Below are 11,923 nucleotides of genomic sequence, written 5' to 3'. Positions count from 1 at the left end.
TTCAGGGCCGGTCCGGGCTCAGCCGCGCGAGATAGTCCCCGGCTTCTTCCCAGGATTCGGCCGTGCCGGAAAAGCCGACATAGCCGTCGGGCCGCACGAGGATCAGCCGGTCGCCGTCGGGCGGGCGTCGCGGCGTCGGCTCGACGAGGGCGGGAAACCGCGCGGCGAAGGCGGCGCCTCGTTCCGAATCCGCCGCATAGAGGACGAAGAGCGGCACCGATCCGGAACCGGGGGGCTTTCCGTCATCCTGCGCCGGTGCCCAGCGCATCCCGGCCTCCGGGCCGTGCGACAGCGGGCTGTCGGCATAGGCGATTCCCACCTCGCTCATCGTGGTCGCCATCTTGTCCTGCACGGCATGGAAGCCGAGCATGAACCGGAGCCCGAGGTTGCGCACGCCCTGCGCCACAGGGTTCGACAGGGTCGCCATGTCGGTGAGCCGGCCGGCATTGCGCAAAACCATGTCGCCGACGGCGTTGCGCTCGGGGCCGTAGCTGTCGAGGAGCGAGGGCGCGGCCTGCTTCCGCTGCACCATCGCCAGTTTCCAGGCGAGGTTGATGGCGTCCTGCATCCCGGTATTCATGCCCTGGCCACCGGCCGGGCTGTGGATATGCGCCGCGTCGCCGGCCAGGATCGCGCGCCCCCGCGCATATTGCGAGACCTTGCGCTCGTTGATGCGGAAATGCGTGAGCCAGACCGGATCGACGACACGAAAGCCGCCCGCGCGCTGATCCACCAGGGCCTGCACGTCGCCGAGGGTCGGGTCCGGGCGCGGATGCGCCGGATCGGTCTTGCCGACCTGGGCGATCACCCGCGCGCGCCCGCCGGGGATCGGGAAGACGACGAGCGGCCCGTCCCGGTGGAGATAGGTCGCGATCTCGTCGCCGGGCGGTGCGCCGTCGCCCTCCAGGCGAATGTCGGCCAGAAGCCAATCGTCCCCCTGGGCCTCTCCCTCGAAGGCGAGATCGAGGCCGTGCCGCACTTTGCTGTGCGCGCCGTCGCAGCCGATGAGCCAGGATGCCGACATGGTCTCCTCCGCACCGTCCGCGTGGCGCAGCGTCGCCTCGACGTGGTCGTCGCCTTGTCTGAAGTTCACGAGCTCCACCTCGCGCTCCACCGCGACACCGAAGGTGGCGAGATGCTCGATCAGCAGGCGCTCGGTCTCCCGCTGCGGGATCATGAGGGCGAAGTTGTAGATGCTGGCGACGGTGTCGAACCGGATATGGCCGAGGATGCTGCCGGCGCTGCGCAGGGTCGCCCCGTGGGCGCGCAGGCCGGCGTCGAGGAAAGCCTGCCTGCACCCCATCCGGTCCATGAGTTCGAGGGTGCGCGCCCAGACCACGAGGGCCTTCGAGGTCTGCGTCGGCTGCGGGCTCTTATCGATCAGGCGGAGGCCGATGCCGTATCGGGCGAGTTCGGCGGCGAGGGTGAGGCCGACCGGGCCGGCCCCGACGATGAGCGCTTGAAGCATGACCGTGCCCTGGCTCCGCTGCGATTCGTATTCGCCACCACTGTACCGGCATTCCGGGCTGGGGGCAGCGACGGAGACGAAGACGACCGCGTGGTGGCTTCCGATCGGCTGCGGATTGGCGTCCCTGAGTGCAGCCGTGCTGTTCTCGTTCGCCCTCGACCGGCCGCTTGCCTGACCGAAACGCGACCTCATCCTGAGGCGCCGCGTGAGCGGCCTCGAAGGAGCCCTCCAGGACGCGCCGAGCGAACTGGAGCCCTCCTTCGAGGCCTCCGCTGCGCTGCAGCGCCTCAGGATGAGGGGGTTGGTTGGGATGGTCCATACTCCCCGGGTCGTCGACCCATGAACCCGATCAACGACGCCCTTAGATCGGAGAGTACCCCCATGCCGCCGTCGTTACTCGGCATCGATGGCCGGGCAGAATTTACCACGCAGGATGCCCCAGCGGCGATGGGGGTTCTCTAAGCACCTGACATAAAACAGGATTTTCCGTCGCGACCGGCGGCGTCGTTCTTGCAATGCAGGCGTGTATCGCTGGGAAAATCGTGCCGCCATGTCCATCGGGCTCAACGGAATATCCGCCCCGGGAGCGAGCTACCCCGTCCGCGCGACATCGTCCGGATCGACGGAGGCGTCGGCGAAGGAAGACTTCCTGAAATATGCCAAGATGACGCCCGCCGAGAAGATCCGCGAACAGATCCTCAAGAAGATGGGCCTCACGGAGGAGGGTTTGGCCGGGATGCCGCAGGATGAGCTCAAAAAGATCAACGACGTGATCAAGGAGAAGATCGAGGAACTGGTGAAGCAAGGCCGGGAGAAAATCGTCGGGGCCTTCGCCGACATCAAGGCCTGACGGGACGGCTCCCTCTCGATCGGCGCTGAGTGTCTCTCACAAAACTCCCGCTGCGCCGTCATGCTCGCAGCGGGACCGACCGTGATCGGGAGTTTTGTGAGCACTCTTAGTCCCGCGCCAGCATCGCCTTGCCGATGGCGAAGACCCGGCCGTCTCCCAGGAGATGCGCGGTGAAGCCGGCGGGAAACAGCGGATCGAAGGCCGGGTTGCGCACGTTGAGGCCGCCCGCATAGGCGCCGAAAGCCGGCATCACCAGGCGCTTCCCGTCGGTGACGAAGCAGCGCCGCCGAACCGCCCGGCCACGCATGGCGACCTTGCCGCAGGGATGCAGATGGCCGGCGATCTCGCCCTCCGGCGCATCCGGCAGCGGCTCGTGCCGCAGGGTCAGGCCACCGAGGGCCAGCGTCTCGGCATAGCGCCCGCCGACGCCCTCCGACACGGCATGGTCGTGGTTGCCGGCGATCCAGACCCAGTCCCGGCCTTCCTGCAGGGCGGCGATCATGGCGCGGTCGCCGGGCTCCATCCGCTCGGGGCCGCGCGCATCGTGGAAGGAATCGCCCAGAGCCACGACGCAGGCCGGGTCGAAGCGGGCCACCGCCTCGTGCAGGCAGGCCAGGGTCTCGCGGGTATCGTAGGGTGGTAGGAACTGGCCCGAGCGCGCGGCAAAGGCCGAGCCCTTCTCCAGATGCAGGTCGGAGACGATCAGGGTCCGGTGCGCGGCGAGCCACAATCCACCGCAGAGGTCGAGGGTGAGGGCTTCGCCGGCCAGAGTTAGGCCGGGGGTTTTGATGGTCCGTTCGAGTTTCTGGCCGAGCGCCAAGATCGCATCCTCTAATCCGGGAAAGGGGCGCGTCACCCGAGCGCTTCTTCGAGAAGCTGCGCCTCGGCCTCGGCCAGGATCTCGTCCGCGCCTTCGCCGTAGACCTTCTCGCGCCCGATTTCGAGCATGACGGACACGGAGAGCGGCGAGACGCGATCGAGCGCCTTGTGGGTGATTCGCCCCTGGATGCGCCTCAACATCATGCCGAGGCGGGCCACGTCGAGGAGTCCGGTTGCCGCATCCTGCCGGGCGGCGCGCAGGAGCAGGTGGTCGGGCTGGTGCTTGCGCAGCACGTCGTAGACGAGGTCGGTGGACATGGTGACCTGCCGCCCGGTCTTCTTCTGGCCGGGATGGCGCCGCTCGATCAGCCCGGCGATGACGGCGCATTGGCGGAAGGTGCGCTTCATCATGGAGGATTCGTCGAGCCAGGCTTCGAGATCGTCGCCGAGCATGTCCTGCGCGAACAAGTCGGCCAGGAAACCGGGCTCGCGGGCGATGGCCTCGCTCACGTCGCGGGTCATCCAGACGGCGATGCCGTAATCGTTGGCGGCAAAACCCAGCGGGCGCAGGCGCGCGCGCTCCATGCGCCGGGTGAGCAGCATCCCCAGGGTCTGGTGGGCGAGCCGGCCCTCGAATGGGAACGCCGTGAGGTAATGACGGCCGCCACGTGGAAACGTCTCCACCAGCAAGCCCTCGGGGCCGGGCAGGATCGAGCGCTGGCGCTGGAGCAGGAGGTAATCCGCCACCTGCTTCGGCAGCCGGTCCCACTCGAACGGATCGGCGATGAGGGCGCGGACACGGGCGGCGAGGAAGGTCGAGAGCGGGAACTTCGCTCCCGCATAGGAGGGAATCGCCGGGTCGGTGCCGGGGCCCGCCCGCGTCGCCAGGGCCTCGTCCTCGGACAGGCCCTCGAAGCGCAGCACCTCGCCGGCGAAGAGGAAGGTGTCGCCCGGCGTCAGGGTGTCGGCGAAATCCTCTTCGATCTCGCCGAGCACGCGCCCGCCCTTCGGCAGGATGGCGCCCGGCTTGCCGCGCACCCCGCGGGCGAGACGCACCTTCACCTTGGCGGATTCGACGATGGTGCCGACATTCATGCGGTATTGCTGGGCGGTCCGCGCATCGCGCACCCGCCACAGCCCGTCCGGCCCGCGCAGGATCTTGGCGAAGCGCTCGTAAGCGCGCAGCGCGTAGCCGCCGGTGGCCACGTAATCGACCACCGCCTCGAAATCCTCCCAGGACAGGGTGGCGTAGGGCGCCGCCGAGACGATCTCGTCGTAAAGCTGCAAAGGATCGAACGCATTGGCGCAGGCCATGCCGAGGACGTGCTGGGCGAGGACGTCCGGCGCGCCGAGGCGGGCATCCGGCGTGTCCTGGGCCGCTGCCTCCACCGCATCGAGGGCGGCTTGGCATTCGAGGATCTCGAAGCGGTTGCCGGGGACGAGATAGGCTTTCGACGGTTCGTCCATGCGGTGGTTGGCGCGCCCGATCCGCTGCATGATCCGGCTCGCTCCCTTCGGCGCGCCGATATTCACGACGAGGTCGACATCGCCCCAGTCGATGCCGAGATCGAGGGTGGCGGTGCAGACGATGGCCCGCAATTGCCCCGCCGCCATCGCCGCCTCCACCCGCCGCCTCTGGCTGGCGTCGAGGGAGCCGTGATGGAGCGCGATGGGCAGCGAGTCTTCGTTGATCCGCCAGAGTTCCTGGAAGGTGTACTCGGCCTGGAGCCGGGTGTTGACGAAGACCAGCACCGTCCGGTGCGCCTGGATCAGGTCGTAGATCGCCGGCATCGCCTGTGAGGCGGTGTGGCCGGCCAGTGGTAGGGTCAGGCCGGTATCGAGCAGGTGCAGGTCGGGTGCCGCCCCGCCCTTCACCACGACGAGGTCGGCCATGGCATCACCGAACCCTCCCCCCTCTGCGGGGGAGGGTGGCCCGCGAAGCGGGTCGGGAGAGGGGAGCGCCGGTTCCGGAGAGGTCGCCCCCTCTCCCGCCTGCTCCGCAGGCACCCTCCCCCGCAGAGGGGGGAGGGTCATCGAGCCCTGCGGCACCAGATACCGCCGCAGATCGTCCGGCTCGCGCACCGTGGCGGAGAGGCCGATGGCGGTGAGGTTCGGGCTGAGGCGGTGGAGCCGCGCCAGCCCGAGGGACAGCAGGTCGCCCCGCTTCGAGGTGACCAGCGCATGCAACTCGTCGAGCACCACGCAGGAGAGGTTCGCAAAGAGCTCGGCCGCCTCGCGATGGGCGATGAGCAGGGCGAGCTGTTCCGGCGTCGTCAGCAGGATGTCGGGCGGGCGCTCGATCTGGCGCGTGCGCTTGTGCGAGGGGGTGTCGCCGGTGCGGGTCTCGACCCGGATCGGCAGGCCCATCTCGGCGATGGGCGCTTCGAGGTTGCGGGCGATGTCGACGGCGAGCGCCTTCAAGGGCGAGATGTAGAGGGTGTGGAGCCCCCGCGTTTTTCGCGATGGGGCGCGCTCGGACAGGGCGACGAGGCTCGGCAGGAAGCCCGCCAGCGTCTTGCCGGCTCCCGTCGGCGCCACCAGCAGGGCCGAGCGCCCGTCGCCGACGATCCGGAGCAACTCGGTCTGGTGCGGCCGGGGTGCCCATCCGCGCGAGGCGAACCAGGCCTCGAACCGCGCGGGGAGGGAGCCCTCAGGCAAGAGTCATCAGGCGAGCGCCATCAGGAACCGGTCGATCAGTTCGAGGGCGCGCTCGGTCATGGCGCCGGGATAGCGCACGAAGACGTGGCAGCCGCCGGGATAGATCGCGGTATGGCCGCCATTGCCGGCCGCCGCCCAGCGCGACGACATGTAGAGCGTGTCGTCCAGCAGCGGATCGTGCGTGCCCACCGAGAACAGGGCAGGCGGCAGGCCCTTCAGCTCGGCATAGAGCGGCGACACGTCGGGGCGGCGCCGGTCGATGCCGTCGCGCACGTAGTCGTTGGCGAAGGTGGTGAGGTCCTGGGTGTTCACCACGAGGCGGGTCTCGCCCCAATTGCGCACGCTCGGCGTCAGGCCGAGATCGAAGAAACCGGCATTGAGGTTGGCGCCGCGGAAGGCGCGGGGCAGGTTGTGCCGGTCGCGCAGGCGCAGGAGCGTCATCACGGCGAGATGCGCGCCCGCAGATTCCCCGCCGATGGTGAGCGCCGAGATGCCGAACTCGGCCTTGCCCGGACCGGCGAGCCACAGGGCCGCCGCCTCGCAATCCTCCAAAGCCGCCGGATAGGGATGCTCCGGGGCGAGGCGGTACTCCACGGACAGGCAGACGAAGCCGCAGGCATCGGCGATCCGCTCCAGCCACGGATCCTGCTCGTCGGCGGCACCCCAGACCCAGCCGCCACGGTGGATGTGGAGATAGGCCCCGCGCAGCTTCTTCCACTTCCGGGCGTCGGGGCGGATCAGCCTCAGGGACAGCGGCCCGTCGGGGCCGTCGATGACCACCGTCTCGGCGCGGGCGCTGCGCGGCATCGCGGGCGAGGCCTGGGTTCCCTGCCGGCGGCGCGCGCGCACCTCGGAGAGGGGGATCGACCAGGGATCGGCCTGGGCCGCATGGGCCGCGACGATCTCGGCGTTGAGGCGGTGGGTCTCCGGATCGATCGTCGCCGGGTCGAAGAGGGCGTGGTCGATCATGGAACGGTTCGTCTCATCCAGTGTGGGGCCGAAGCGGCATTCGGGCTGGCGCGTCGAATGTGGGCGAAGCCCGCACCGATGCCAGTCGCAGGGCCGGCGCGAAACGCCCTAACGCCCCAATGGACAGACGGTTTCGTTCGGGTGTGTCGCATCGGTCACGCTTCCGCCGGGTTCGCCGGCTTCAGAGACGCCGATGAGGCCCCATATGTCCGAAAGAGTTCAGCCGTCGGATCACGGCCAGAGGATGACAGCATGATCGTCGACAACGACCCGCGCCGACAGGGACCCTACCAGGGCCGTCCCCCCGTCGGGAGTGGCTATTCCGATGGACAACCGCGTTCGGCCCTGCGGCGCTTCCTCGGCGGTTCGCCCATGGCGGTGCTGGTGAAGCTGCTGTTCCTGTCCATCCTCGTCGGCGCCATCATGGCGACGCTGGGCATTACGCCCGGCCTGCTGTTCTGGCACATCTACGATGCGGGCCGCGCGCTCATCGACCTCGGGTTCGAGACCTTCCACGATTTCGGCCGCTGGATCCTCGCCGGTGCCGTGGTGGTGGTGCCGCTCTGGCTGCTGTCGCGGTTCCTGTCGGTCTCGAAATAGGCAAGCGGACCGCATTCTACCGAGGGACACGGAAAAGGCCGGCGTTTCCGCCGGCCTTTTTCAATTCGACGCGTGTCGAAAACGATCAGCGCTGGACGATGACCTTCGCGCCGACCTTGGCGCGGGTGTAGAGATCGGCCACGTCGTCGTTGGTCATGCGGATGCAGCCCGACGACACGGCGGTGCCGATCGTCTCCGGCTCGTTGGAGCCGTGGATGCGGTAGATCGAGCCGCCGAGATACATGGCGCGGGCGCCGAGCGGGTTCTCGATGCCGCCCTTCATGAAGCGCGGCAGGTCGGGGCGACGGCGCAGCATCTCGGCCGGGGGACGCCAATCGGGCCATTCCCGCTTCATCGTGATGGTCTGGGTGCCGCCCCAGGTGAAGCCGGGACGACCGACGCCGACGCCGTAGCGCAGGGCCTGACCGCCGCCGAGCACGTAATAGAGCCGGCGCTCGGCCGTGGAGACCACGATGGTGCCGGGAGCGTAATTGCCGCCGAAGGCGACCTGCTCGCGCTGGATCGCCGACATCTGCGGCACGGCCGAGGCCATCGGGTCGGCCGGGTTGAGCGAGGCGTTGGCGGTGGGCACCGCCACCACGGCGGCGGGGGCGGGCTCCGCCTGCGGACGCACGCGCAGCACCAGCGCGTTGTCCAGGGGCTGGCGGGTGAGGGGGTCGATCTCATAGGCGGCGGCGGGCGAGGCCCAGACACCAACCATGCAGGCGAGCCCGGACAGGGCGGGGGCGATACGGCGCATCAAAGCCTCTCGAAGGCAGGCGAAACGTGGGGGAAACACGGTCGGTAACGCGACACAGGATACCGTTTTCCGATCGCCAAGACGTAAACGCTGCCGCCCCAAAGCCAAGCTGAATTCGCGATGAAGCGATGGTTGCGCCGGGGTCGTGACTCCATGGCCACAGTGTGGCGGCTTAGCCGTATTCGCAGGGATTATTGTCCGGGGGCCAGGTCGGCCGGGAACAATCTCCGACGCGGCGGAACCGGAACCGCGCCGGACGCCGTGGTCCTCCGGATCAGACCGCGTCGAGGCCGAGGTCGATGATCGGCGCGCTATGGGTAATCCAGCCGCTGGAGATCAGGTCGACGCCGGAGGCGGCGATGGCGCCCACCGTCTCGCGGTTGATGCGGCCCGAGGCCTCCGCGATGGCGCGCCCGTCGATCATCCGCACGGCCTCGCGCAGCTGGTCCGGGCTCATGTTGTCGAGAAGTACCGCATCGGCGCGGACAGACAGGGCCTCGGCCAGCTGATCCAGCGTGTCGACCTCGATCTCGATCTTCACGAGATGCCCGGAATAGGCCCGTGCCCGCTCGATGGCGGGAACGATCCCGCCGGCCACGGCGACGTGGTTGTCCTTGATGAGCACGGCATCGTCGAGGCCGTAGCGGTGATTGGAGCCTCCCCCGGCCCGGACCGCGTGTTTCTCCAGGGAACGCAGGCCCGGCGTGGTCTTGCGGGTGCAGACGATGCGCGCCTTGCCGTGCGGCCGGGCCGCCTCCACGAGGCCGGCCGTCGCGGTGGCCACGCCGGACATGCGGCACAGCAGGTTCAGCGCCACGCGCTCTGCGGTGAGGATGGCGCGCGCCGGACCGTCGAGCCGGATCACCACGTCGCCGGGTGAGACCCGCGCGCCGTCGCCCCGTTCGACCACGACCGACACGGCCGGGTCGATCAGCCCGAAGGCGATGATGGCCGCGTCGACGCCGGAGATCACCCCGTCCTGCCGGGCCGCGATGACGCCGGAGAGGCGGGCATCGGCGGGCACGATCGCGTCGGTGGTGATGTCGCCGGCCCGGCCGAGATCTTCCAGCAGAGCCGCGCGGACGATCGGCTCCACGAGGAGACGGGGGAGGGGGACGAGACGGGCATCGCTCATGGGGTCGCTCGTAAGATGGTCGCTGGTAGGGGGCCTGAAGTCCCGGTCGTCCGATCTAAACCGGAGCGACCGTATCGGCCGAGACGGTCTCCGCGATCCGCCAAACCTCGGCGAGCGTCACGTCGCTGTGCCGGGCCGGTGCCTGCTCCGGGTGGTCGCTGCGCCAATGGGCACCCCGGCTCTCGTGGCGAGACAGCGCCGAGGTCGCGACCATCAACCCGGTGAGGGCCGCGTCAGAGCCATGCCTCGCCGCCGGCGCGAGGTCGCGCACAGCGTCGGTGAGACCATCGGCGTCACGCACCACCCCGACATCGGCTTCCATGACTTGGCGGATCGCGTCGTGATCGGCCTCGTCGTGCCGGCGTGGCTCGGCCATCTCCGCCGGACCGGGTGCGGGCACGGAGGCGACGGCCTCGGCGATCCAGGGGGCGAAGGCCATCGCTTCGAGGAGGGAGTTGCTGGCGAGGCGGTTCGCGCCGTGCAGGCCGGTGGAGGCGACCTCGCCGCAGGCGAACAGGCCGGGCACGGTGCTGGCGCCGGCACCGTCCACCTTGATGCCGCCCATGTGGTAATGCGCCGCCGGCCGCACGGGGATCGGCTGGCGCTGCGGATCGATGCCGGAGGCGGCGCAGAGGCCCGCCACGGTGGGGAACCGCGTCGCCATGCGCGCGCCGAGGGCACCGCGACAATCGAGGAACACCTCGGTGCCGCGCCGCCGCGCCTGGAAGATCGCGCGGGCGACCACGTCGCGAGGCGCGAGATCGCCCCCGGCGATGCCAGCCATCACCGGCTCGCTATTCGCATCGATCAGCCGCGCGCCCTCGCCGCGCAGGGCTTCGGTGGCGAGCGGCATCGGGTCCAGCCCCACCGAGATGGCGGTGGGGTGGAACTGCACGAACTCCATGTCGCGTAGGGTCGCCCCGGCGCGGGCCGCGAGCGCCAGCCCCCGGCCCGTGGCCCCGCGCGGGTTGGTGGTGGAGGCGTAGAGGGAGCCGAGCCCGCCGGTGGCGAGCACCACCGACCGCGCTGCGAGCCGCACCGAGGCACCGTCGCGCTCACAGACGAGGCCGGCGACGGCGCCGCTCTCGTCCTGCAGCAGGCCGCGGACATCGGCGACCAGGATCTCGATGGACGGCGTCAGCGCCACGGCCTTCAGCAGCGTGTCGAGAACCATCCGCCCGGTGGAATCCCCGCCCGCCCGGACGATGCGGCGGCGCGAATGCGCCGCTTCGAGGCCGAGCGCCAGGGCGCCGGCGGCATCCCGGTCGAAGGGCGCGCCGAGGCCGACGAGCCACTCGATCAGGCCGGGGCCGGCTTGCGCCACCCGCAGGGCGACGGCCGGGTCGGTGAGGCCGGCGCCTGCGGCCTCCGTGTCCGCCGCATGCAGTGCGGCGGCATCGTCCTCGGCCATGGCGGCGGCGATGCCACCCTGCGCCCAGCCGGTCGCCGTGCCGCTGCCGAGGGGCGATGCGGTGACGAGGGTGACCGGGCGGGGGCTGAGCCGCAAAGCCGTGGCGAGGCCGGCGACGCCGGCGCCGACGACGATCACCCGATCAGAGCCGGAGAGGGTGAAGGAGAACGGGGAATGCGCGTTCATCGCGGACGCACCGCGAGCATGCGCTCCACCGCCGCGCGGGCGCGCTCGGCGAGTTCCGGCTCCACCGTCACCTCGTGGGTGAGGGTCTCCAGCGCATGCCGGATGTTCCGCAGCGACATCCGCTTCATGTGCGGGCACAGGTTGCAGGGCTTGATGAACTCGATGTCCGGGTTGGCGGCGGCGATGTTGTCGCCCATGGAGCACTCGGTGACGAGCACCACCTGACGCGGCCGCTTCTCGGTGACGAAGTTCATCATCATCGCGGTCGACCCCGAGAAGTCCGAGGCCGCCACCACGTCGGGCGGGCATTCCGGATGGGCGATGACGGTGACGCCGGGATAGCTCTCGCGCACCTCGTCGATGTCGGCGGGGGTGAACTGCTCGTGGACCTCGCAATGGCCGGCCCAGGTGAGGATCTCGACCTCGGGCACCAGAACCTGGACGTTCTGTGCCAGGAACTCGTCGGGGATCATCAGGACGCGCGGCGCATTGAGCGAGCGCACCACATCCACCGCGTTGCCGGAGGTGCAGCACACGTCCGATTCCGCCTTCACGGCGGCGGAGGTGTTGACGTAGGTCACGATCGGCACGCCGGGATACTTTTCGCGCAAGCCCCGCACGTCGGCGGCGGTGATCGAATCGGCGAGCGAACACCCGGCCCGCATGTCGGGGATCAGGACGGTCTTGCCCGGATTGAGCAGCTTGGCCGTCTCCGCCATGAAATGGACGCCGGCCAGCACGATCACGTCGGCATCCACGTTGATGGCCTCGCGGGCCAGCGCCAGGCTGTCGCCGACGATGTCCGACACCGTGTGGAAGATCTCGGGCGCCTGGTAGTTATGAGCGAGGATGACCGCGTTGCGGGTCTTCTTCAGCTCCAGGATCGCCGCGACGTCGTCGGCCAGGGCCGGCCATTCGATGGCCGGGACATGCCGGCTCACGCGGGCGTAGATCTCGGGCAGAGGCAGGGTCGAAACCCGGTCGATCGGAAAACTCGTGGCCGCCATGGACGCGTCCTCAGTTATGCTCAATCTGAGCATTGTGCCGACTAACGTAGGCGCGCGAGA

The 11,923-nt window shown here is 69.6% G+C and carries 10 protein-coding genes; 2 read left to right on the top strand and 8 right to left on the bottom strand.

Going from position 1 to position 11,923, the window contains the following annotated elements:
* Nucleotide 1: 1 nt before the first annotated feature.
* Nucleotides 2-1,468 (bottom strand): FAD-dependent monooxygenase, encoded by a 1,467-nt coding sequence (locus ASF34_RS17330; RefSeq protein ID WP_056163002.1) that lies wholly within the window; start codon nucleotides 1,466-1,468, stop codon nucleotides 2-4.
* A gap of 550 nt (nucleotides 1,469-2,018) precedes the next feature.
* Between ASF34_RS17330 and ASF34_RS23255 the strand changes: the two genes are divergently transcribed.
* On the top strand, nucleotides 2,019-2,318 hold the full coding sequence (locus ASF34_RS23255; protein ID WP_056162844.1) for a hypothetical protein: 300 nt from the start codon (nucleotides 2,019-2,021) through the stop codon (nucleotides 2,316-2,318).
* Nucleotides 2,319-2,424: 106 nt separating this feature from the next.
* Here the strand turns inward: ASF34_RS23255 and pdeM are convergent, their stop codons facing one another.
* From pdeM to ASF34_RS17310, 3 genes are read right to left on the bottom strand one after another with little or no spacing between them, the layout of a single operon-like run.
* On the bottom strand, nucleotides 2,425-3,138 hold the full coding sequence (gene pdeM / locus ASF34_RS17320) for a ligase-associated DNA damage response endonuclease PdeM (RefSeq protein ID WP_018042194.1): 714 nt from the start codon (nucleotides 3,136-3,138) through the stop codon (nucleotides 2,425-2,427).
* Nucleotides 3,139-3,170: 32 nt separating this feature from the next.
* A complete protein-coding gene (locus ASF34_RS17315; protein ID WP_056162841.1) occupies nucleotides 3,171-5,795 on the bottom strand; it encodes a ligase-associated DNA damage response DEXH box helicase in 2,625 nt (874 codons plus the stop codon).
* A 6-nt stretch (nucleotides 5,796-5,801) separates the two neighbouring features.
* The gene (locus ASF34_RS17310) at nucleotides 5,802-6,764 is read right to left on the bottom strand and encodes an alpha/beta hydrolase (protein WP_056150015.1); all 963 of its coding nucleotides are present in this window, start codon (nucleotides 6,762-6,764) and stop codon (nucleotides 5,802-5,804) included.
* 252 nt (nucleotides 6,765-7,016) lie between these two features.
* Here ASF34_RS17310 and ASF34_RS17305 point away from each other — a divergent pair, with 252 nt between their 5' ends.
* The gene (locus tag ASF34_RS17305) at nucleotides 7,017-7,364 is read left to right on the top strand and encodes a DUF6460 domain-containing protein (protein WP_056150012.1); all 348 of its coding nucleotides are present in this window, start codon (nucleotides 7,017-7,019) and stop codon (nucleotides 7,362-7,364) included.
* Between the two features lie 85 nt (nucleotides 7,365-7,449).
* On the opposite strand, the gene ASF34_RS17300 is transcribed toward ASF34_RS17305, so the two are convergent.
* The 4 genes from ASF34_RS17300 to nadA all read right to left on the bottom strand — a co-directional run bounded on the left by ASF34_RS17300 (nucleotide 7,450) and on the right by nadA (nucleotide 11,863).
* Nucleotides 7,450-8,124 carry a L,D-transpeptidase gene (locus ASF34_RS17300; RefSeq protein WP_018042198.1) on the bottom strand — a complete coding sequence of 225 codons (675 nt, stop codon included), beginning with the start codon at nucleotides 8,122-8,124 and terminating at the stop codon, nucleotides 7,450-7,452.
* Between the two features lie 274 nt (nucleotides 8,125-8,398).
* Nucleotides 8,399-9,259, bottom strand: coding sequence for a carboxylating nicotinate-nucleotide diphosphorylase (gene nadC / locus ASF34_RS17295; protein WP_056162837.1), 861 nt, complete (start codon nucleotides 9,257-9,259; stop codon nucleotides 8,399-8,401).
* 55 nt (nucleotides 9,260-9,314) lie between these two features.
* The gene (locus ASF34_RS17290; protein ID WP_056162835.1) at nucleotides 9,315-10,856 is read right to left on the bottom strand and encodes an L-aspartate oxidase; all 1,542 of its coding nucleotides are present in this window, start codon (nucleotides 10,854-10,856) and stop codon (nucleotides 9,315-9,317) included.
* The gene (gene nadA, locus ASF34_RS17285) at nucleotides 10,853-11,863 is read right to left on the bottom strand and encodes a quinolinate synthase NadA (protein ID WP_018042201.1); all 1,011 of its coding nucleotides are present in this window, start codon (nucleotides 11,861-11,863) and stop codon (nucleotides 10,853-10,855) included. Before nadA ends, ASF34_RS17290 begins: the two co-directional genes overlap by 4 nt.
* Between the last annotated feature and the right edge of the window lie 60 nt (nucleotides 11,864-11,923).

The sequence above is a fragment of the Methylobacterium sp. Leaf106 genome, assembly GCF_001422895.1.
Classification (GTDB): Bacteria; Pseudomonadota; Alphaproteobacteria; order Rhizobiales; family Beijerinckiaceae; genus Methylobacterium; species Methylobacterium bullatum.
Note: the sequence above shows the minus strand (reverse complement) of the source record. Positions and strands in the feature narration are given on the sequence as shown.